This window comes from Desulfogranum aggregans, assembly GCF_055398265.1.
The window spans coordinates 2,101,513-2,123,723 of sequence record NZ_AP042447.1; the positions used below are offsets into that span (position 1 = coordinate 2,101,513).

The window sequence follows — 22,211 nt, forward strand, 5'->3', positions numbered from 1 at the left end:
GACCCTGGGCAGCCCGTTGAAGATGCTTACTTTGTACCCCTGTATGGGTCACCTTGTATATTGCGTCCTATGGTCGGATTATTTAGGGCTTCCTGATTATTTCTCAACCAGTTGAAATTAAATAGGAATTCTTTTGACTACGTGTTATTATGTGCAGGAAAAACGGATAGTTACCTATCAAACCCTTGCACTTTTATTTGATAATGTATCGAAAAAGGTATAGCAAACAACTCAGTTTCGTAGACTTTGTACTCCCCTTTGGAGGTAAACTCCGAAGTGATAATCGTTGGGTCAAACTGGCCGACATGATTCCCTGGGAACTTGCTGAGTCGTTCTATGCAAAGCAGTTTGCTGGAAGCGGCCTTGGTCCTTCTGCTAAACCGGCTCGTGTTGCCTTGGGTGCTCTCATCATCAAAGAACGTCTTGGCGTGAGTGATGAGGAGGCCGTACTGCAGATCCAGGAGAACCCTTACCTACAGTTCTTTCTTGGGTTCAAAGAATTTCGCGATGAACCTCCATTCGATCCCTCCATGTATGTCCATTTTCGCAAGCGTTTTAACCTGGAGCAGCTCAATCAAATCAACGAAGCCATAGTCAATGCCGAGCAAGCGACACAGCAAGCCACTGCTGAGAAAGAACAAGACGATAACGATGATGAGGATGATTCACCGGGCAGCAACAAGGGCAAGCTGATTGTCGATGCGACCTGTGCCCCGGCTGACATCCGTTACCCTACTGATATCAGCCTGGTCAACGAGGCTCGGATAAAAAGCGAACAGATCATCGATATTCTGTTTAAGCCGCTGAAGGGGACGCAGCGCAAACCGCGGACATACCGCAGGAAAGCGCATCGTCTTTATCTTGCCCATGTCAAAAAACGCAAACATGCCAGTCGTCACAGACGCAAAGCCCTTGGGCAACAGTTACGTTTCCTCGGCCGTAACCTCAGAACCATAGAACAGTTGAGCAAACAGGTGCCCTTGACTCATCTGCGCCCTCGCCGATACCGTGATCTGCTGGTCATTCATGAACTACACCGTCAGCAACTGTGGATGTATGAGAACCGGTGCCATCGAGTTGATGACCGGATCGTCAGCATCAGTCAGCCACACGTGAGACCCATTGTACGGGGTAAGGCATCTGCTCCCACTGAGTTCGGGGCAAAACTCTCAGCCAGTCTGGTCGAAGGGGAGGTGTTTCTTGACCATCTTTCCTGGGATCCCTACAACGAGTGCGGAGACCTGATTCCTCAGCTTGAGGACTACAGAAAACGCTTCGGGCATTATCCGGCATCAGTCCATTGTGATAAGATTTATCGCACCCGAAATAATCGGAAGTTCTGCAAGAAGCACGGGATACGCATGTCTGGACCACCCCTGGGGAGGCCCCAGAAGAAGACGGAAAAGAATGCCGGGGCACTCAAGGCCCAAAAGCTTCAGCAGCGACAGGATGAACGTGATCGGATTCCCATCGAAGGGAAGTTTGGACAGGGTAAACGCCGTTTCGGCCTTGCAAGAATAATGGCCAAACTCTCGCAAACCAGTGAAACCATGATCGCCATCACCTTCATTGTGATGAACCTGGAAAAATTGCTGCGGGAGGCGTTTTTGTGTCTATTCTTTCTTTTTTTACGACATGCTGCAGCCCCTCTAACGGCTTTTTTCGGCGTCATAGTAGGGGTGATAGAGGGGCTGTGCTGGTTAGCCCTACAGCGTGCGAGTTGTCAAAGATCATGAGCCAATCTGTTTTCGGCTCAAAACACATTATTCAGGAAGCCCTATTTATTGCCGGCAAGAACAAAGGAATACTTTCGGCATGACAGACTTTCTTCCCACCACTCCCGACGAATTGGCCGAACTCGGCTGGCAGACTCTGGACGTAATTATCGTTACCGGAGACAGCTATATCGACTCTCCCTATATAGGTGCTGCAGTCATCGGTAAAGTGCTGGTCAATGCAGGCTATCGGGTCGGCATCATCGCTCAACCGGATGTTCATTCGGCCAAGGATATCCGTCGGCTCGGCGAACCACGCCTCTTCTGGGGCATTACCGGGGGCTCAGTTGACTCCATGGTTGCCAACTATACGGCAGGCAATCGGCGACGTAAACGCGATGACTACACTCCAGGCGGTCACAACACCCGTCGTCCGGATCGAGCGGTACTTGCTTACGCCAACCTTATCCGCAGATACTTCAAGCAGACCGTTCCTCTCGTACTTGGCGGGATTGAAGCGAGCCTGCGCCGAATTGCCCATTACGATGCCTGGTCCAATAGCATCCGTAAATCCCTCCTGTTTGACGCCAAAGCCGATTACCTTCTCTACGGCATGGCCGAACATTCTGTCGTGGAATTTGCCAGTGCGCTGAGCAGTGGCACCCCCCCCTTCCACGTTCGGGGCCTATGCTACAAATCTGCAACCCCGCCACAAGACGCCGTGATCCTACCCACCTTTACCGAGTGCCGGGACGATAAACAGGCATTCCGGGATATGTTCAGCCTTTTTTATAGCCACACCGATCCGTTAACCGCTCGACACCTTGTTCAACAACAGGATACCCGCTTCCTGGTTCAGAATCCCCCATGCCGCTATTTGTCCACTGAAGAACTGGATGCCATCAGCGCATTGCCGTACGAACGCGAACTTCATCCCTACTACGCGCAGTTTGGCAATGTACGAGCGCTTGATACCATTCGCTTTGCCATAGCCACCCACCGGGGTTGCTATGGTGAATGTAACTTCTGCGCCATCGCCGTTCACCAGGGCAGAACCGTACAGAGTCGCAGTGAACAGTCAATCCTGGAAGAGGCCAGGATATGCAGTACTCACCCGGCATTCAAGGGAATTATCGCTGATGTAGGCGGTCCCACAGCCAATATGTACGGGATTGAGTGCAAAAAAAAAGTAGCAGCAGGGGCGTGTCAGGACAAACGCTGCCTTTTTCCTGCCATCTGCACGTCCATGCCTGTGGACCACGGCCGGCAGATCCGCCTGCTGCGCAGGCTGCGGGCACTTCCCGGCATAAAGAGAATATTCATTGCTTCCGGTATTCGATACGATCTGATCCTGGCCGATAAAAAAAACGGGCGAACCTACCTGCAGGAACTGCTTCGCCACCACATCTCGGGACAGATGAAGATCGCGCCTGAGCACACCAGCAGCAGGGTGCTTCAGGCAATGGGCAAACCAGGCGTCGAAACCCTGACTGCCTTTCGCAGCCTCTTCACTTCGCTGAATAATAAAGAAAAGCGCAAAAGCTTCCTCACCTACTACCTGATTGCAGCACATCCCGGCTCTACCCGGCAGGATATGGAACAGCTCAAGACATTCGCTCGCAGGGTGCTCAAGGTTATTCCTCGACAAATCCAGATCTTCACGCCGACCCCTTCCACCTGGTCTACCCTGATGTACTGGACAGAAAAAGACCCCTGGACCAATGCCCCCTGTTTTGTGGAAAAAAATGGAGATGGCAAACAACGCCAAAAGGCCCTACTCACTGACGCCATTACGGAAAAACCCCATGCACAGCGCAAACAGATAGCGCACAGCCATGGAAAAGCCAAAACTTCCCGACAGCCGCCGCCAGCACATCGCAGGAAAAAAAACAGGCAAAAATAGCCCAGCCCAGAGCGATCGCTTACCCCAGTGCTTATCATTGTCTGTAAGAAATACTCACAGGCGACCTCAAAGGGGTCTCAAGCAATGCAACAGGTCTCTACGCTGCTCAAACAATGCGGGATGTGGATTTTGGTAGTACTGCGGCTGGTGGTGGGATTGACGGTTATGAAAACCGGCTATGATCTGGCAGTGGGTAGCCTCTATGCCGATCGATCAATAGAAACGGACCCTCTTACGCCGCTATTCATTATCGTGCTGGGTGCGTATTTTGCTTTTTCCAGCCTGCTGAGGCGCCTGTTTCCAGAAGAAAAGAAAGAATAATAGGCCCAAAGAATGCTGCCCGCCTCAGTCAGAAACATGAGGCGGGCAGCGGGGTGTTGATGTGTCCTTCAGAGGCGCTTAGAAATTCCAGAAAGTATCGATTTCCTCACCGGAAATGTCCCAAACCACATTATGAGGAGCAATGGGCTCTTCAGTGAAGAACTCAGGCAGACGATCATCCAGGTTGGTGAACCCGGCAGCCTGGTTGAAGGCACGCTCGGTCTTCAGGATGTGTTTACCCAGATTGGTTACATCGTCAGCGGTCAGGCTGATGCCGAACCGGGCATTAATCATATCGATCAGGGATGGCAGACAGGTTGCATCGTCAAGAGCTGCAAAGGCGATGAACAGACACATTCCGGTGGAATCGATGGCCGCGGTGGCAATCTGCAGATTCCTGGAAAGTTCAACCTGCCCTTCGTGGGTCAGCGGATCCAATGAACCACCCACTCCAAGGATATTGGTAGCAATGGTGTAGCCCATGGTATGGTCGGCTCCCTGAGTGGAGGTGGCATAGGTAATGCCAATTCCTTTAACCGCGCGCGGATCGTAGGCCGGAATCGCCTGATTCTTGACCACCGGCACGCGGGTTACGCCAAACGACCTGCCTACTGAGCCGGCGCCGTTACCGATGATGCGTCCGATCGGGGTCCCCTTGGCGACATCTTCTTTGAGCATGCGACAGATGCCGGCACCGTCGCCAAATTCGAGCACACCTGCTTCCATGGCCACGCCAAAGGCTACTGGCGTCTCTATGGAATCGAGTCCTATATCATCCATCAGGTTGTCGGCTTCGGCAACGTAATCCAGGTTGTCCACTGCACAGTCAGCGCCCAGGGCCCAAATGGATTCATACTCAAAACCAGAGGTACGGTATTCCTTGTCCGGTCCGTTGAAGACCTGGGAACATTTGATCACGCAACCCGCATGGCAGTTGTGAGAAGGCTTGCCGCCACGCTCGACAATGGTGTCGTGCATGGTCTCACCGGAGATCTTTTCGTGCCCCTCAAACTGGCCGCTGGTAAAGTTACGGGTCGGCAGCGCGCCAGCTTCGTTGATGATGTTGACGAGCACATTGGTGCCGTACTGGCCCAGTGCCTGGCTGATCGGATTGTCGATCAGCGCCTTGGCAAAGGTGCGGTTGGCGGCCTTAAAGGCATCGGGATCGGCGATTTCCACTTTCTTGTCGGTTTCTGCCACTGAGATGAATTTCACCTTCTTGGACCCCAAAACCGCACCCATGCCACCACGGCCGTTGGAGCGCATTTTTGAATCTGGATCCTTAACAGAGATATTGGCAGCAGACATTTTCATTTCACCTGCAGGACCAATGGTGATAACTCCGGTCTTCTTGGTGTAGCGCTGTTCAACCGCTTCAGCCACGGCAAAGTTACCCTTGCCAATCAACTCGGTTTCCTCGTTAACCGTTATACCGTCATCGCTCAGATGAATATTGTACCAGGCATCGCCTTGTGGCTGTCCTTCGATAATCAGAGCTTTGACACCAAGACGGGCAAGCATCTGAGCCGAGGTTCCACCGGCATTAGCTTCCTTGATGGTGCCGGTAAGCGGACTTTTGGCCCCGCAGGAAAGACGACCGGAATTGGCTGCAGTGGTACCGGAGAGCAGCCCTGGAGCGAACACAATTTTATTTTTCTTTCCCAGGGGATGACAGGTCGGCTCTACCTCTGCTGCCACGATGGTAGAGGTCAGGCCTCTGCCGCCATGCCCTGCCCAGTCCGCCGGCACGTCCTCGATGGAGGTGCTCAGGTCAGTCATGTTTACACGATAAATTTTGTCTGCCATAATCTCTACCCTCTTGTTTCCTTTTCTAATTTTGCATTTACTTCACTTGTCAATGTTTCTGCATGCACCTTTGACCGGGAAAAGCAAGCTAGATTCCCGTTTGTGCAGGTAGAAATCGCACTCGATAGAGTAACGACCGAAACCAAAAGAACGGTCGGTGGTTCCTTACATACAGTGGTCATGCGATGCAGAAGGGTAAGGAGAATGGCTCCTGCATCACATGACCAAGCAAACGGAGCAAGCATGGCGCCCCATAACGCCGGACACTCTCTCCGTTTGCCACATGCCGGTCATACTCCATACACCGGCAGAAAAAACCCGCCCGAAATGTCACAGGCAGCGGTGAGCGGGCTTCTCATCAACCTCTTACAGTGCAGCCTTATAAATCGCAGCCACGTCCATATCGCTCGGACAGCGCGGATTGGTCAGACCACAGGCATCTTTCTGCGCATTACCGGTCATGGTGTCAATGTCTTCCGCCTTGACATCCTTGCCATACCGCTTGCCAAGCTCAACCAGGCCCGCAGGAATACCGATATCCGTGGACAGCTTGGTGATTGCCTCAAGGGCAAGCTCGGCTGCATCGCGCGGAGACAGTCCGTTAACATTCTCGCCCATCAATTCAGCAATCTTGACGAAACGATCCATCTTGGCAATCAGGTTGAAGCGGCTTACGTGCGGCAGCAGGATGGCATTACACTCACCATGGGGCAGATCATAGAATCCGCCAAGCTGATGCGCCATTGCATGCACGTGACCAAGGCTGGCGTTGTTAAAGGCCATACCGGCAAGGTACTGGGCATAGCACATGCCTTCACGGGCTACGATGTCGTCGCCGTTGGCAACTGCTGGGCGCAGGTGGGTGGCGATCAGTTCAATCGCTTTTTCGGCGGCAGAGTCGGTCATCGGGGTGGCGATGGTGGATACATAGGCCTCAACAGCGTGGGTCAAGGCGTCCATACCGGTCGCTGCAGTCAGCGCTGGCGGCATACCCATCATCAACAGCGGATCGTCAAGGGCGATACCCGGGGTGACGCGCCAGTCAACGATGGCCATCTTCACCTTACGGCTGGTATCGGTGATAATGCAGAAACGGGTCATTTCAGAAGCGGTACCGGCGGTGGTATTGACCGCTACGTACGGAGGCATCGGATTGGTTGACTTGTCAACGCCTTCAAAGTCGTGAATCTTGCCGCCATTGGCGACAACAAGGCCTACGCCTTTACCGCAGTCATGGGAGCTTCCGCCGCCAAGGGTGATCAGGCTGTCGCAGTTGTTGGACTTGTAGATATCAACACCATCGTGCACGTTGGTGTCGGTCGGGTTAGGAATGGTATCATCAAAGACGACGTAGTCCATTTTGGCTTCATCAAGCAGATCAGTGATCTGTTTGGTGATGCCGGCACCGGTGATACCTTTATCGGTAACGATTAAGGGCTTGCTGCCGCCCAGGTCTTTAATTTTGGCAGGGATCTGCTTGGAGGCACCAATACCGATCAGGGTAACGCTGGGAATGAAATAACCGTATACTTCTTCACGAATTGCCATAATGAAACCTTCCTCTCAATGTAAGTTGATGAAATACAAGCTTCAGGCGTGTGGATCCAACACAGCGCGTACCCTCTAGGCCTAGCAACCTGCGTGCCAAAGTAAAAAACCATACCATTTCATAAAGTTAACAATTACCCCAGATAACCAATATGGACAACGCTACCCTTCTACTCCAGGAGACCCAAAATTCCATCGACACATCCAGGAACCACAACATACACAAATTCAATAAGTTACAGAACAAAAGACATAATGACCCGCCAAAAACACGAAACGTGTCATTATGTCTCACAAATACCAGGAATTACCTATATGCAGAATGCGATCTCATACAGCAGCTCCACTCAGTACTCTTGGATGGTTGTTGCCTTGATTTAGATCAACACTGGAAGTGAATGCACCAGGGAAAAGACGGGTGGTACGGCAGGATAAAAAAAACGAGGCAGACTCTAAAACAAAGAGAGTGCCTCGCTAAAAAGGAGCATTGAAGAGATTATATTCTCCAACGTTTTTTCTTCGTTAACAGGGCGGTCGACCGAGGACCGCCTGGAGGGGTGGCTGGTATGTCGTGGTGATCATGTGATGCAGAAGGGTAAGGAGAATGATGGCTCCTGCATCACATGACCAAGCAAACGGAGCAAGCATGGCGCCCCATAACGCCGGACACTCTCTCCGTTTGCCACATGCCGGTCATACTCCATACACCGGCAGAAAAAGCCCGCCCGAAATGTCACAGGCAGCGGTGAGCGGGCTTCTCATCAACCTCTTACAGTGCAGCCTTATAAATCGCAGCCACGTCCATATCGCTCGGACAGCGCGGATTGGTCAGACCACAGGCATCTTTCTGCGCATTACCGGTCATGGTGTCAATGTCTTCCGCCTTGACATCCTTGCCATACCGCTTGCCAAGCTCAACCAGGCCCGCAGGAATACCGATATCCGTGGACAGCTTGGTGATTGCCTCAAGGGCAAGCTCGGCTGCATCGCGCGGAGACAGTCCGTCAACATTCTCGCCCATCAATTCAGCAATCTTGACGAAACGATCCATCTTGGCGATCAGGTTGAAGCGGCTTACGTGCGGCAGCAGGATGGCATTACACTCACCATGGGGCAGATCATAGAATCCGCCAAGCTGATGCGCCATTGCATGCACGTGACCAAGGCTGGCGTTGTTAAAGGCCATACCGGCAAGGTACTGGGCATAGCACATGCCTTCACGGGCTACGATGTCGTCGCCGTTGGCAACTGCTGGGCGCAGGTGGGTGGCGATCAGTTCAATCGCTTTTTCGGCGGCAGAGTCGGTCATCGGGGTGGCGATGGTGGATACATAGGCCTCAACAGCGTGGGTCAAGGCGTCCATACCGGTCGCTGCAGTCAGCGCTGGCGGCATACCCATCATCAACAGCGGATCGTCAAGGGCGATACCCGGGGTGACGCGCCAGTCAACGATGGCCATCTTCACCTTACGGCTGGTATCGGTGATAATGCAGAAACGGGTCATTTCAGAAGCGGTACCGGCGGTGGTATTGACCGCTACGTACGGAGGCATCGGATTGGTTGACTTGTCAACGCCTTCAAAGTCGTGAATCTTGCCGCCATTGGCGACAACAAGGCCTACGCCTTTACCGCAGTCATGGGAGCTTCCGCCGCCAAGGGTGATCAGGCTGTCGCAGTTGTTGGACTTGTAGATATCAACACCATCGTGCACGTTGGTGTCGGTCGGGTTAGGAATGGTATCATCAAAGACGACGTAGTCCATTTTGGCTTCATCAAGCAGATCAGTGATCTGTTTGGTGATGCCGGCACCGGTGATACCTTTATCGGTAACGATTAAGGGCTTGCTGCCGCCCAGGTCTTTAATTTTGGCAGGGATCTGCTTGGAGGCACCAATACCGATCAGGGTAACGCTGGGAATGAAATAACCGTATACTTCTTCACGAATTGCCATAATGAAACCTTCCTCTCAATATGAGTTGATGAAAAATATGCTTCTGATGTGTGGATCCGACACAGCGCGTACCCCCTCAACATAGCAAACTACGTGCCAACTAAAAAACCATGCCATTTCAAGTGATTACATCTTCACTCTTCTTCCTGCAGGGGACAATAACGCTATCCCGGGCAAACGACAAACGACTAAAAACTCAATGCGACCATCAAATAAACCGCATGAATTTAAACAGTTACAAGTAATGTCTCAAAATAACCCAACAGAAAAGCTGTTTGCGTCAGAATGACCGATGGTAACCGTTCAGGGATTTCATCTTACTCGTAAAAGAAATCCAGGGACGACCTGGACTTTCCCGTTGTCGCTCGGTCCCATGGCTCATGACATTCTTCAAAAAGATCATCCACAGGACACTCATGAGGAGGCGCATCTCCATTATCTGGATCCGGATTACTCGGCCAGACGCCGCCCCAGGAATTGCCGGGACCAAGAACCAGGGGGGGAGCATATTTCGGGTGTGACAGACAAAATTCAGGGTTATGCGGCTTGTAGCAGTATTGCCAATAGGTGGCACCCTTATCCTCGGTTTGCCCAGCCAGTTTTTGCAGGACCGCGTTTATCTCCGTCAGATCAAGGCTGCCGTCATCGTTTTGGTCTACCACGGCAAACTTCTTCTGATTATGCGAAACAAAGTCCTCTTCAGAGATCCGGTTATCACCGTCGGCATCAAAGGCGGCCAGTATTTTCTGGAATCCCTGGTGGTGATACGCCTTAAACTCTGTGGAGGTGATCCAGCCGTCGGCATCAGTATCCATACTTTTTGCCAAAAATATATAGCGCAGTGTGGACCGCCGATGAAAAAACTCCTCACTGGAAACGGTACCATCCCCATTTAAATCTAGTTTTCTTTTAACGAGCTCAAAGAGTGCCACCACAAACTGATCGAATTCCTCCCGAGAGACCCTTTGATCGCGGTTAATATCGAGAAATGGCGTCTCGACAGGCGCTTCACAACACGATACCTCATGCTTCCGCTGCTTTTCCCTAATAGGAGCAATCTGTGAATCCACATACTCCCGTGTAGCACAGCCGGAAAGAACGATGCAATGGACCAGTACCATCATAATATACCTCTTCATGTTTGCCTCCGATGCATATATGCCTGGTTTTCTGTGGAAATAAATAAGGGGGATGTGTTTTTTCTCTCTGTATTTTCCTGGTCGTAGATCTCGGTCCGATGGGTGAATTCCCAGCCATGAACAACACCGGCAATCATCCGCCGAGCTATTGCTTGCAGCAATGGGTGGTTATCAATTTTTGCTGCAAGGTGGGGCGAGAGGATGTAATACAACTCCACTACCCTCCTGCCCATGGAGTTGGTGAGCAGATACCGATCACGAATTTCCCTGAGCACATTCACTTTATTTGCCAGCGGTGTTCCCTGAACGGCTTTGACAAGAAAACAAGGGCCACCGGGTTGATGTGGACTATAGCCCAAAAAGGCAACGGTAAAGCTCTGCTCATATTCTCCTGCAAACCGTAGCGCCAGCTGTTCTGCAAAGCTCCCACTCTGTTGCGGAGTAAAAGTGACTTCCACGGTGCAGCTCGCATCCGGTGTAAGGGTAGGCTCGATATCGCCGCAAGGGGACGGACCACCGTTGCTGTTGAGGACAAAATTACTGGTATCTGAAAGAGCAATCATTGAGACGGTAACTTCCCGGGCGCCTCGATTGGCAATGGTAATGACAGCAGGTTCGGATCTATTGCCAGCAGGAATGGCGCGGAAATCGTGACTGCCAGGGGTAACAAACAGCGTTGGGCTCCCCCGAACAGGCCAAACCTGAAACGTCCGTGTTTTTTCCCAGAATCCCAACACCCCGCCGCCTCGTATCTGGGCATACGGCTCAAAACTGTAGGCCCAGACGCCATTGCAATCATTTAAGGTTGTTGAGGTCCAAAAATGATCGTCTGCTCCGGGTGAATCCAGCCAGGGAAACGCCTCCTTGTATCCGTGCGGCAGGGCCAGATTCGATGTTGAGAAATCCAGCAGACTCTGCAGCTCTTTACGGTTGGCAAAGCGCCAGTCATTGTAGGTTGCAAAGTATGCTGCGCAGCCAAAGAAATCTGGCTTACTATTAAGCTGGACAACAGCATCAGCCGCTTCCTCCCAACTGTGAACGTCTAAACAATGGGGATCCTGGAACCACATGAGCCCCGTGAGGTTATCGGTCACCGTCCCATCATGGTTGTCTATGAATCGGGGCTGCGGCCAGCTTACCCCTATCTGTGACGAGCCATCATCTCCGGCAGTGTAGGATGTTTCCTGCCCGGTTTTCCATAGTCGGGCAGGCCCATCACTTTCCCCCCGTACCGCAAGCACGGCAGGAATCTGATAAACCTTCGGATTGCCAAAAAAATTCTTTTCTCTGTTCCCTATTCCGCCATTGCACATCACCCACGGTTTATCCTGACCGACATCCCACAAGCCGCCAATCGAGGCTTCCCAGGCATATGCAGGGTTGAAATCAAAGCTGGTAGAGGTCCAATAAAGGTGCTGGACATTTTCAAAAGCCCCCACCTCGGTCAGCCTTGCTCCGGTGCTGCAAAATTGCATATCCGCCAGGCTTTCCTGTTCAACTACATTGGGAAGTCGCCAGTCGGTATATTGGGCAGCATATCCTGCACAAGGATATTCGCCTGGCGTGCTGTTAAAGGTGAGTATCGTTTCCATTGCCTGATGCCAGGTCAGCCTTCCCAGGCAACCGCCATCCGCCAGCTACATCAGCCCGGTCAGATGATCGGTGACAGTCCCATCTCCATTGTCAGAGAATCGTGGCTCAGGCCAGGCAAGACCGACTTGAAGTTCACCATCGTCCCCCGGCGCATAGCTTGTTGTCTGTCCTGTTTTTGGCAACCGGACAGTACCGGGTTGTGTGGCATAGGTGTAATGGCCACGGCGCATGATACTGCCATTTACCCCGCCAGCGAAGACATGATGGCCCAACTTGCCGAGGTGTACTCCACGGGCGGCATGCAGCAATTCTTCGACACCGCTGTCCTCAGCTGGCCATAACGTACCATTATAGTGTCGAATAGCCCCTTCCTCCCCAACCACATATATATTCTGCGGGCCTGCACCCCACACTCCAGTCAAACCGACCCCAACCCCAGAGGTCATAGGCGTCCAGCTTTCCCCATCATAGTGGAGTATGGTCCCCTGCTCCCCCACAGCCACGACATGCTGAGCTGATTCTCCCCAAATAGCCAATAGTGTCCTTTCAGTCGGACATTCCATGGGTTGCCAACTTTGACCGTCGTAATGGAGGATTATTCCGGAGCCAACAGCATAGACATCAGCGGCAGAACTACCCCACACCCCATAAAAACTTGAAAACACGCCGCTATGCATAGAGGTCCAGCTGCTTCCATCATAGTGGAGTATGGTTCCTTCCGACCCCACGGCAAAAACCCTATCCGACGCATATCCCCAAACGGCAAAAAGAGGATTAACAGACGGTACATCCATTTTCCGCCACTGGTCACCATCGTAGTGGTACGCCATGCCAACGGGGTTCCCTCCACTGCCTTTACCCACGCCGACGACAAAGACATCTTCGGCGCCACCTGCCCACACGGCTTTAGGGAAGTCCTCTGGCAGGTATCTGCTCTGAGTCCAGTTGCGCCCATCAAGCTCAAGAACAACTCCACTCGAAGATAATTGGTTGGCGAGCTGGCCGACGGCAAAGGCTTTACTTGGCGAGAAGGGCCATATGTCAAGAATATCAAGACGAGTCACCGCTGCCATCTTAGACCAGGTCGAACCGTTGTAATGCAGAATGGTCTCCTTACCACCAACAGCAAAGATACTGTTCGCTGAACTCCCCCATACACCACGTAGAATATTCGCTGTTCCTGTATCGATGGTATGCCAGCTATCTCCATCATAATGCAGGAGGGTGCCTGCATAGCCAACGGCATAGACATTATATGGGGATGATCCCCATACATGATAGAGCGATTCGTTCGTGCCGCTGTCCATCGCACTCCACTGGTTTCCATCAAAATGAAGAATCCTGCCTGCGCCGCCTACTGCAAACACGTTGTCATAACTACTCCCCCAAACGGAAAGGAGAAAAGCAGTTGTTCCACTCTCCATGCTGACCCATCGCTGCTGCTGGTCGAAAACCAGGATTGTACCATGGCTACCAACGGCGAAGAGCTTCTCACCAACACTAGAAATACCGTACAGCTCATTGAGGGTCGGATCATCCATCTCGTACCATCTTTGGCCATCGTAACGAAGGATGATGCTGTTATCGATTTGAGAGCCCACTTGACGAGGATACTTGCCTACGGCAAAAACATCTCCATCACTAAGACCGCCTACGCCGTACAGTTCCGATGGCGCGTAGACCGGCAGGGGCGTTTCCTGCTCACTCCATTGGTTACCGTCAAAATGAAGAATCGGTCCCTGATTACTTACGGCAAAAATATTTGCTGCCGAACTGCCCCATATTCCATTGAGTGTCGTTCGAGAGGGCGTTTCGACTTCCTGCCATTGGCTGCCGTTATAGTGGAGCACTCCATTTCTTTGTGTACCGACGATGTATACATTATCAGCAGCACTTCCCCATATCCCGATCAGCATGGAACCAAATTCAGGGACCTGCTGCCTTTCCCAATGCTCGGCGGATACATGAGAGACGGTTGCAATCATCAAACATAGAACCGCCCCACATAAACATGGAAACGGATGGAGTAGAGCGAATGGTCGATGCATCGTTTCCGACCTCAAAGGTACTTTTTCAGGTATGGTATTTTGCTTGCTGGATCCTTGCTGACACCTCCCTTGCAGGTTTCACGCCATCTTCACCCAATTCCATACAACCAACTATTATTGCTGCAATTTTCAATTACCCCTGTAGTAATTTTCTTTCCTAGCAAGAAAAAAGTGGTGCATTTGAAACAGGGGTGGTGGTGCTTTTCAACCAGGAATTTGCGAAGTACTTGCAATAATGAAACTAGGAGAAGTGGAGGCTCCCCCCTGGGATTACTGCTGTTTCAACTGCCGCCAGAGTTTATGCGTTTACAGGTGGAGAATACAGGCAAAAAAAGCCGGGGGACGTGAGGCTTTGTGACAGGACATAAAAGTGAGGACATCACACCTGTTACAGTTATTGTCCTCACTTTCAAAAAAAAGGAGTAGGCTTTTCTATCGGATACGGTTTCTCCGGTTGGGGGAAAACAGGAGTTAACGATCCGTAAAACAGGGGAAACAGTGGGTGCCGTGGTGATCATGCGATGCAGAAGGGTAAGGAGAATGGCTCCTGCATCACATGACCAAGCAAACGGAGCAAGCATGGCGCCCCATAACGCCGGACACTCTCTCCGTTTGCCACATGCCGGTCATACTCCATACACCGGCAGAAAAAGCCCGCCCGAAATGTCACAGGCAGCGGTGAGCGGGCTTCTCATCAACCTCTTACAGTGCAGCCTTATAAATCGCAGCCACGTCCATATCGCTCGGACAGCGCGGATTGGTCAGACCACAGGCATCTTTCTGCGCATTACCGGTCATGGTGTCAATGTCTTCCGCCTTGACATCCTTGCCATACCGCTTGCCAAGCTCAACCAGGCCCGCAGGAATACCGATATCCGTGGACAGCTTGGTGATTGCCTCAAGGGCAAGCTCGGCTGCATCGCGCGGAGACAGTCCGTTAACATTCTCGCCCATCAATTCAGCAATCTTGACGAAACGATCCATCTTGGCAATCAGGTTGAAGCGGCTTACGTGCGGCAGCAGGATGGCATTACACTCACCATGGGGCAGATCATAGAATCCGCCAAGCTGATGCGCCATTGCATGCACGTGACCAAGGCTGGCGTTGTTAAAGGCCATACCGGCAAGGTACTGGGCATAGCACATGCCTTCACGGGCTACGATGTCGTCGCCGTTGGCAACTGCTGGGCGCAGGTGGGTGGCGATCAGTTCAATCGCTTTTTCGGCGGCAGAGTCGGTCATCGGGGTGGCGATGGTGGATACATAGGCCTCAACAGCGTGGGTCAAGGCGTCCATACCGGTCGCTGCAGTCAGCGCTGGCGGCATACCCATCATCAACAGCGGATCGTCAAGGGCGATACCCGGGGTGACGCGCCAGTCAACGATGGCCATCTTCACCTTACGGCTGGTATCGGTGATAATGCAGAAACGGGTCATTTCAGAAGCGGTACCGGCGGTGGTATTGACCGCTACGTACGGAGGCATCGGATTGGTTGACTTGTCAACGCCTTCAAAGTCGTGAATCTTGCCGCCATTGGCGACAACAAGGCCTACGCCTTTACCGCAGTCATGGGAGCTTCCGCCGCCAAGGGTGATCAGGCTGTCGCAGTTGTTGGACTTGTAGATATCAACACCATCGTGCACGTTGGTGTCGGTCGGGTTAGGAATGGTATCATCAAAGACGACGTAGTCCATTTTGGCTTCATCAAGCAGATCAGTGATCTGTTTGGTGATGCCGGCACCGGTGATACCTTTATCGGTAACGATTAAGGGCTTGCTGCCGCCCAGGTCTTTAATTTTGGCAGGGATCTGCTTGGAGGCACCAATACCGATCAGGGTAACGCTGGGAATGAAATAACCGTATACTTCTTCACGAATTGCCATAATGAAACCTTCCTCTCAATGTAAGTTGATGAAATACAAGCTTCAGGCGTGTGGATCCAACACAGCGCGTACCCTCTAGGCCTAGCAACCTGCGTGCCAAAGTAAAAAACCATACCATTTCAATTGATTGCATCTATACTCTTCTTCCTGCAGGGGACAATAACGCTATCCCGGGCAAACGACAAACGACTAAAAACTCAATGCGGTCGTCAAATAAACCACATGAATTTAGCCAGTTACAAACAATGTCTCAAAATGACCCAACAAAAAGGCTCTTTGCGTCAGAATGACCGGAAGGAAAGGGGGGGGGAGAGGAAAAGCACCACTCACAACAGCATATTTTTCCTCGCCGAGCGGCATTGGCGGGTGTGCAGAAACTGCACAGAAAACCGGATGAGCAACACGCAAGAGCTATGCTGATAGTTTACCAGTGGTGGAGAAAATACCTTTGGAGATACCAGAAAAGGGATGGAACAAGCCGGTGTTTTCCACTCAGCGCCGGTAATACAAGGCAAAATACATCACGTCCTGCGCCGAGGGCATACCGAACAAAACCAGATATAGAAAAGCGTAAATCTACTTAGGTTCCGGTATAGTTCAACAATTTCCGATAGAGTGTCTTACGGCTTATACCAAGGGTTTCAGCGGTTTTTTGCCTGTTGCCCTCAAACATATCCAACATTTTCATGATATGCTGCCGCTCCACTGACTGCAACGAGAGGGCATTACCCTCTGCTACAGCCCTTTCCACAAGCTCACGAGGCAGGCACCGTTCCGTAATAATGCCATTTTCCGCCAAGATCATGGAACGTTCCAACACGTTTCGCAACTCCCTGACATTACCAGGCCAATCATAGCTGAGCACACAGTTCATGGCGCTCTCCACCATCCGGTACGATGTTCCGTCGGTATTGAGTGTTGTCAGAAAATAATCAACCAGCAACGGCAGGTCCTCCTTGCGCTCAGCAAGTCGCGGCACATGGATATTAAAGGCATTAATCCGATGATAGAAGGCCTCATTGAACCTTCCTTTTTCCACCTCCTCGGCAAGGTGACGATTGGTGGCAAAAAGAAAACGGATATTAGCCTTCCGTTCCTCCTTCTCCCCTACCCGTCGAAAGGTCTGGGTTTCCAGGGCACGAAGCAAAGACGCCTGCACTTCCATAGGCAGCTCCCCTATCTCGTCAAGAAAAAGGGTACTGCCGTCCGCAAAAGCCAACAGACCGTCTCGGGTATCGTCGGCACCGGTGAATGCTCCTTTGATGTGGCCAAAGAGTTCACTACGAGCCAACTCCTTTTGCAAGGAAGCGCAGTTTTTTATGATCATGGGTTGAGCGCAGCAGGTGGAGCGCATGTGGATCAGTCGGGCGATAACATCCTTGCCCGCTCCCGACTCGCCGGTAATCAATACGGGAATGCGTGCTGGAGCGACTTTATTGACCAAAAACATGATCTCATTAATGGCTTTTGAGTTGCCGATAAAGGCAATATCCTCTTCATCGCTGCCGGTTTTATGGCGCAGGATCGCGTTCTCCCTGGCAAGGACTACACTCTGGTGCGCTTTAGCGACCAGTAAATCGAGCCGCTCAAGGTTAAAGGGCTTACGTATGAAATCATATGCACCCAGCTTCATCGCCTCCACCGCAGTATCCACATCTCCGTGCCCGGTGATCATAATGATTTCGGTATTGGTCAGCATTTCACGAAATTTGACCAGCAGATCGAGCCCGGCCACATCAGGAAGCCTGAGGTCCATGATGATAACCGTAAAATGGTTTTCAGCTATCATCCTCAGCGCCTCCTGGGAGTCCGCTGCAGTGAGAATCTCACGGTACTCGTCACGCAACTCTTTTTGGAGAAGACGACGAATAGGCTCCTCGTCGTCAATCACCAAAACATTGTATCTTTCAATGGGCATTATTCTCTCATTCCTGGCAGGGTTACAAGAAAGGAAGTCCCCTCACCTTCCACACTGCTTACTACAATCTCGCCATGGTGGTTTTTCACAATGGAGTAGCAGGTGGAAAGACCAATCCCAACGCCTTTACCTACCGGTTTGGTTGTGAAAAATGGTTCAAACAACTTATCAATAACATCCGGTGCAATACCGTAGCCCGTATCTTCAACAGCCAACTCCACCCTGCTGTTTTCACTTTCCCTGGTGGAAACCAGGATCTTCCCCCCGTCCACCGTAGCATCAAAGGCATTGGTCAACAGGTTGATGATCACCTGTTTGAGCTGCGATTCGTCACCCATTACAAACGGAAGTCCCTCTGAGAGCTGTGTCTCCACCTCGAGGTTTCTCCGGTCCCGGAGGTGATGCTGCAGAATGAACAAGGTATCCTTTACCGAACGATTGATATCCACCGGACGAAGACTTGATGCCACCGGCCTGCTAAACGTAAGCAGGGTTTGCACAATGTCCCGGCAGCGGTCGCACTCCTGGATAATGGTGTTTGCATATTCGGCAAAGTCTGCCTTCAGGTCCTGGTCAAGTTGCCCTTCTAATTTGCTGAAACGACGCTTGAGGCCTTCGGCAAAGCCGCTGATTGCGGCCAGGGGATTATTGATTTCATGAGCCACCCCGGCAGCCAGGGTACCAACGGTAGCCATTTTTTCTGCCTGGTAAAACTGTGCCTGGAACTCCTTTTCCATGGTCACATCCCGCTTAAACAGCAGCACCTGCCGCTCTCCCGTTGGTTCACTTTTCAAGGGAGAGGCGATAATCTCAAACTGTTTGAATTTACCATTCACCTTGTATATCGCCAGCTCCTTGACGATCTCACTCCGATCAAGGGATTTGATGGCCGGACAGCTGTCACATACCGTCATGTTCCCGCGAAATACCTCATAACAGTATTTCCCCACCGGATCAGAATCATTAAACCATTCACAAAAAACATGATTAATCCGCTGGATACGCATATCCTCTGAAAGGACAACCATGAGGTCGGTAATGCCGTCGAGTACAGCCTGCATCTCCTTGCGACCTTTATCCAATTCCACGTTGGAGGTTTTCAGCTGCTCCACCTTCTGCTGCAATTCCTGGTAAAAGCCTTGCTTGCAGTGTTCGATTCCTATCAAATCGTGAAGGGTTGTTACCATTACCACACCTCCTCACATATCTTGAGAAAATCACGCCAGGAAAAGGTTCCAGGATTAGTCAGATTGCAGGCATCGTTGACCGCCATCTTGCAGATCGGTTCCATCTCCGATTTCTTGCTTTCATCAATAATATCGCGCAAGCGCAAAGAAACATCTAAAGAGGCAAAAAACTCATCCAGTTTATCCAGCCCTTGGAGCGCAGTATCAAGGTCCGACCCTTTTTGCCCCCCCAGGATAATCCGACCAATATCCGCCATCTTCTGGATATTGTACTTCAAATTGAACCGCATGACTTCGGTCAGTAAAATGGGGTGGATAACACCGTGGCTCATATCAAAATGCCCCCCCAGGGAATGGGCAAGGGCATGCTCTGCCCCGAGCCCTGCATTACTGAAAGCCATTGAAGCGGACACAGCAGCGGAACTGAGCTGTTCAAGCGCATCAAGTGACCGTGTTTCCACGGCATGATGAAGATTTTTATATATCAGCTCCACCGCCTTCAGCGAATGCATTTCAGTAAACGGCGACGCAATCCGGGAAAGATAGGCCTCAATGGCATGCGCCATGGCATCAGAGGCGGATTGAACAATCAGTGTTTCGCTCTTGGTCCGCAATATTAGCGGATCAACGATGGAAATATTAGGTACCAGGGTGCGTGTGATAATCGACATTTTCACTTCGCGTTCCACATCGGTTATGATGCAGAACTGGGAGACATCCGAACCGCTTCCAGCAGTGGTAGTAATCAACACCATTGGCGGCAACGGCTTTTCGACCTTGTTTGCTCCCTCATAATCTCTTATTTTCCCCCCATTGCTGGCAAGAATGGCGATACCCTTGGCCGTGTCCATGGGGCTGCCCCCACCAATGGCAATGATGACATCAGTACCGTTTTTTCGATACAACTCGGCGCCCTGCTCCACCTGGTAGTCACGCGGATTGGAGGTTACCCCTGGATAGTACACCCATTCGATCCCCTCTTTTTCCAGAATATCCATCAAACGCTGGAGCCAGCCGGCCTTCTCAATGCCCTCGTCACTGACCAGAAAAGCTTTTCTTGCTCCCAGCCGGCGGGCGCAAATACCAGCATAGTTCAGACTACCGCGCCCGAATATTATCTCCGGGACAGCAAATTTTGTTATTTCCATACAAATGCTCCTTTGGCGCCAAGTGCTGGGGAAAAACAGCCGGTCAACAAGCCTACCGTGCGCTTCTCGGCATCAGCACATTCATCCCATTCTGCGTTCACGCTCTGCTCTGGGCAAATACAGCAGCCACCAAACAAGAAAACAGAAACAGCCTTGGGAATATAGCGTATAAGAATAAAAAACAAACGATATTACGGCAAGGTGAAATTACATCCAGAAACAGGTCCGGAACTATTGCGCAGATTGTATTTCTGCGCGGCAGGATCAGTCTGCCAGACTGGGGGTGCTGTGAAGAAAAAGTTGCAAGTCGTCGATGTCCTCAGCAGTCAAATTCAACATACCGGCCTCCTCAGTTGCGAGCAGGTCGAGTTCCTCCTCGTGCTTCATGCCAATCCCAAGATAATGGCAAACATGGTTGGCCATGCGAACCAGTAACAGCAGATAGTTATCCTTCTCCAGTTGCGACTGGTGATGCTCCCGAGCGATATGACAGGCTTCCTCGGGCAGCCCAAGCTGCTTCATCAGCTTGGCCCCCTGCTCCGGGTGCAGGACAGTCATCGCCTCCTGCAGCAGGGCACTGTCGATGCGTGTGTTCCGCTCCTTCTTGGTTCGTTGCTCTATCACTACCAGAATCAACAGCTTGCCGACATCATGAAACAGTCCGGCAAAAAATGCCTCATTCTGCATAACCCCAAAATCCAAACGTTTGGACAACCAGCCGGCAGCAAACGCGCAGCCAACCGAATGTTGCCAGAGCCTCTTCATAATCACCCTGTTTTTGGGATCTTTACTTCTATAGTACCTCCTGTTCATATCCAGCAAAATAATGTTGCCGATCTCGGTAGTTCCCAAACGGACGATGGCCGATCTGACAGTCGTAGTCTTTACCAGCCCGCCGTAGCGAGCGGAGTTGGCGACTTTGAGAATATTGCTGGAAAGCGACTGGTCGGCAATGATAATCTTTTCTATCTTGCGTACATCAGGGTCCTTCTTGATCAGCTCCATCTGTACCCGCATTGCGACGGGGTCAAAGATAGGAAGTGATAGCTTCTCTGACTCTATGTATTTTTTTACAGTTTCTGCAAACTTCCCGGATTGTGACATTATGCGACAACAGGTAAAGGTAGGAATGGCGATAATTGAAAGCCGGTTGAGATTAAGACGGTCAATATACCATAAACTCAACAAGTTCTCACACTATCTTTTCCTCCGCCTTGAGCCGCCCTCAAGCCCATTTCTGCCAGGAAAATTTCCCCTGCAACAGAACGACAACCCATCAAAAAAACCACATTATTTCATAAAGATAAGCACTATAAGAGCGAGCGAACAAATCAATCACTTTTATTGATACCTTGAAATTTTCTTGACGAAAACTATTGCCGACAGTAAAAACTGAATGAGCACTCAGTCAAAAATGCTAATTGACCTTCTCTCTGCAATGCCCCGACTACACAGCAAAAAAGAAGCTATTCTCCGCGAGGCAACCAAGCTTTTTTCAGAACACGGTTACTGGGACACGTCCATCAACGATATCTCCCAGGCTACCGGTGTTGCTGACGGCACCATCTTTTATCATTTTCACAGCAAGGAAGAGCTTTTTCTGGAAGTACTGGAAAATTTCAAGGAAGAGTTCATCCGCAGTTTCACCCAGCACCTGGAAAACCAGGAATTTTCCAACGGGATGGCCATGGTTGAGGGAGCCATTTCCTTTTACCTTTCCCAGACCCACAAGATGGAGGAACGTTTTCTTCTCCTGCACCGTCATCACTATTACCAGATAGCCGAGGACAACCCCAAATGCTGGAACCATCTGGAGGAACTCTACTCCGGACTCATTAGCATTTTTGAACAAGCTATCCTGGTCGGCCAACAGGATCGTTCAATCAAAACGGTCAACGCCTCCAAAAAGGCGCTGCTCATATTTACCTTGGTGGATGGGCTCGTTCGGTTCAACACCTATAAGTTATTCCGGGCAGATGCCGTGTACGACGACCTCATCGAATCGTGCCGAAGCATGCTGCAAAACCCAACCAATTAATTACAGACGACG

15 protein-coding genes are annotated in these 22,211 nt (G+C 51.2%); 4 read left to right on the forward strand and 11 right to left on the reverse strand.

What is annotated here, in order from left to right:
• Positions 1-203: 203 nt before the first annotated feature.
• From ACZ52Z_RS09455 to ACZ52Z_RS09465, 3 genes are all read left to right on the forward strand, one after another.
• Entirely contained in the window at positions 204-1,736 is a 1,533-nt protein-coding gene (locus ACZ52Z_RS09455; RefSeq protein ID WP_464266804.1) for an IS5 family transposase, read from the forward strand.
• 79 nt (positions 1,737-1,815) lie between these two features.
• The gene (locus ACZ52Z_RS09460) at positions 1,816-3,618 is read left to right on the forward strand and encodes a YgiQ family radical SAM protein (protein WP_464270490.1); all 1,803 of its coding nucleotides are present in this window, start codon (positions 1,816-1,818) and stop codon (positions 3,616-3,618) included.
• Between the two features lie 84 nt (positions 3,619-3,702).
• Complete coding sequence (locus ACZ52Z_RS09465) at positions 3,703-3,939, forward strand: hypothetical protein (protein ID WP_464270491.1); 237 nt, start codon at positions 3,703-3,705, stop codon at positions 3,937-3,939.
• Between the two features lie 78 nt (positions 3,940-4,017).
• Here ACZ52Z_RS09465 and ACZ52Z_RS09470 read toward each other — a convergent pair whose 3' ends face one another.
• The 11 genes from ACZ52Z_RS09470 to ACZ52Z_RS09520 all read right to left on the reverse strand — a co-directional run bounded on the left by ACZ52Z_RS09470 (position 4,018) and on the right by ACZ52Z_RS09520 (position 21,346).
• The gene (locus tag ACZ52Z_RS09470) at positions 4,018-5,745 is read right to left on the reverse strand and encodes an aldehyde ferredoxin oxidoreductase family protein (protein WP_464270492.1); all 1,728 of its coding nucleotides are present in this window, start codon (positions 5,743-5,745) and stop codon (positions 4,018-4,020) included.
• A 366-nt stretch (positions 5,746-6,111) separates the two neighbouring features.
• Complete coding sequence (locus tag ACZ52Z_RS09475; protein WP_464270493.1) at positions 6,112-7,293, reverse strand: iron-containing alcohol dehydrogenase; 1,182 nt, start codon at positions 7,291-7,293, stop codon at positions 6,112-6,114.
• Between the two features lie 769 nt (positions 7,294-8,062).
• Positions 8,063-9,244, reverse strand: coding sequence for an iron-containing alcohol dehydrogenase (locus tag ACZ52Z_RS09480; protein WP_464270494.1), 1,182 nt, complete (start codon positions 9,242-9,244; stop codon positions 8,063-8,065).
• Positions 9,245-9,561: 317 nt separating this feature from the next.
• Positions 9,562-10,383 carry an EF-hand domain-containing protein gene (locus ACZ52Z_RS09485; RefSeq protein ID WP_464270496.1) on the reverse strand — a complete coding sequence of 274 codons (822 nt, stop codon included), beginning with the start codon at positions 10,381-10,383 and terminating at the stop codon, positions 9,562-9,564.
• Positions 10,380-12,020, reverse strand: coding sequence for an Lcl domain-containing protein (locus ACZ52Z_RS09490; RefSeq protein ID WP_464270779.1), 1,641 nt, complete (start codon positions 12,018-12,020; stop codon positions 10,380-10,382). Before ACZ52Z_RS09490 ends, ACZ52Z_RS09485 begins: the two co-directional genes overlap by 4 nt.
• Entirely contained in the window at positions 12,021-13,964 is a 1,944-nt protein-coding gene (locus ACZ52Z_RS09495) for a sialidase family protein (RefSeq protein ID WP_464270497.1), read from the reverse strand.
• A gap of 762 nt (positions 13,965-14,726) precedes the next feature.
• Entirely contained in the window at positions 14,727-15,908 is a 1,182-nt protein-coding gene (locus tag ACZ52Z_RS09500) for an iron-containing alcohol dehydrogenase (protein ID WP_464270493.1), read from the reverse strand.
• Between the two features lie 580 nt (positions 15,909-16,488).
• On the reverse strand, positions 16,489-17,826 hold the full coding sequence (locus ACZ52Z_RS09505) for a sigma-54-dependent transcriptional regulator (protein ID WP_464270498.1): 1,338 nt from the start codon (positions 17,824-17,826) through the stop codon (positions 16,489-16,491).
• Positions 17,826-19,013, reverse strand: a complete 1,188-nt coding sequence (locus ACZ52Z_RS09510) for a two-component system sensor histidine kinase NtrB (protein WP_464270500.1) — start codon at positions 19,011-19,013, stop codon at positions 17,826-17,828. The genes ACZ52Z_RS09505 and ACZ52Z_RS09510 overlap by 1 nt, the downstream gene beginning before the upstream one ends.
• Positions 19,013-20,161 carry an iron-containing alcohol dehydrogenase gene (locus tag ACZ52Z_RS09515; RefSeq protein WP_464270501.1) on the reverse strand — a complete coding sequence of 383 codons (1,149 nt, stop codon included), beginning with the start codon at positions 20,159-20,161 and terminating at the stop codon, positions 19,013-19,015. Before ACZ52Z_RS09515 ends, ACZ52Z_RS09510 begins: the two co-directional genes overlap by 1 nt.
• A 264-nt stretch (positions 20,162-20,425) precedes the next feature.
• Complete coding sequence (locus ACZ52Z_RS09520) at positions 20,426-21,346, reverse strand: HDOD domain-containing protein (RefSeq protein ID WP_464270502.1); 921 nt, start codon at positions 21,344-21,346, stop codon at positions 20,426-20,428.
• A gap of 229 nt (positions 21,347-21,575) precedes the next feature.
• On the opposite strand from ACZ52Z_RS09520, the gene ACZ52Z_RS09525 reads away from it, so the two are divergent.
• Positions 21,576-22,199, forward strand: coding sequence for a TetR/AcrR family transcriptional regulator (locus tag ACZ52Z_RS09525; protein WP_464270503.1), 624 nt, complete (start codon positions 21,576-21,578; stop codon positions 22,197-22,199).
• Positions 22,200-22,211 lie beyond the last annotated feature (12 nt).

Coding starts and splice junctions, on each gene's coding strand:
- ACZ52Z_RS09455 (WP_464266804.1), top strand. CDS start 204: ATGTATCGAAAAAGGTATAGCAAACAACTCAGTTTCGTAGACTTTGTA.
- ACZ52Z_RS09460 (WP_464270490.1), top strand. CDS start 1,816: ATGACAGACTTTCTTCCCACCACTCCCGACGAATTGGCCGAACTCGGC.
- ACZ52Z_RS09465 (WP_464270491.1), top strand. CDS start 3,703: ATGCAACAGGTCTCTACGCTGCTCAAACAATGCGGGATGTGGATTTTG.
- ACZ52Z_RS09470 (WP_464270492.1), bottom strand. CDS start 5,745: ATGGCAGACAAAATTTATCGTGTAAACATGACTGACCTGAGCACCTCC.
- ACZ52Z_RS09475 (WP_464270493.1), bottom strand. CDS start 7,293: ATGGCAATTCGTGAAGAAGTATACGGTTATTTCATTCCCAGCGTTACC.
- ACZ52Z_RS09480 (WP_464270494.1), bottom strand. CDS start 9,244: ATGGCAATTCGTGAAGAAGTATACGGTTATTTCATTCCCAGCGTTACC.
- ACZ52Z_RS09485 (WP_464270496.1), bottom strand. CDS start 10,383: ATGAAGAGGTATATTATGATGGTACTGGTCCATTGCATCGTTCTTTCC.
- ACZ52Z_RS09500 (WP_464270493.1), bottom strand. CDS start 15,908: ATGGCAATTCGTGAAGAAGTATACGGTTATTTCATTCCCAGCGTTACC.
- ACZ52Z_RS09505 (WP_464270498.1), bottom strand. CDS start 17,826: ATGCCCATTGAAAGATACAATGTTTTGGTGATTGACGACGAGGAGCCT.
- ACZ52Z_RS09510 (WP_464270500.1), bottom strand. CDS start 19,013: ATGGTAACAACCCTTCACGATTTGATAGGAATCGAACACTGCAAGCAA.
- ACZ52Z_RS09515 (WP_464270501.1), bottom strand. CDS start 20,161: ATGGAAATAACAAAATTTGCTGTCCCGGAGATAATATTCGGGCGCGGT.
- ACZ52Z_RS09525 (WP_464270503.1), top strand. CDS start 21,576: ATGCTAATTGACCTTCTCTCTGCAATGCCCCGACTACACAGCAAAAAA.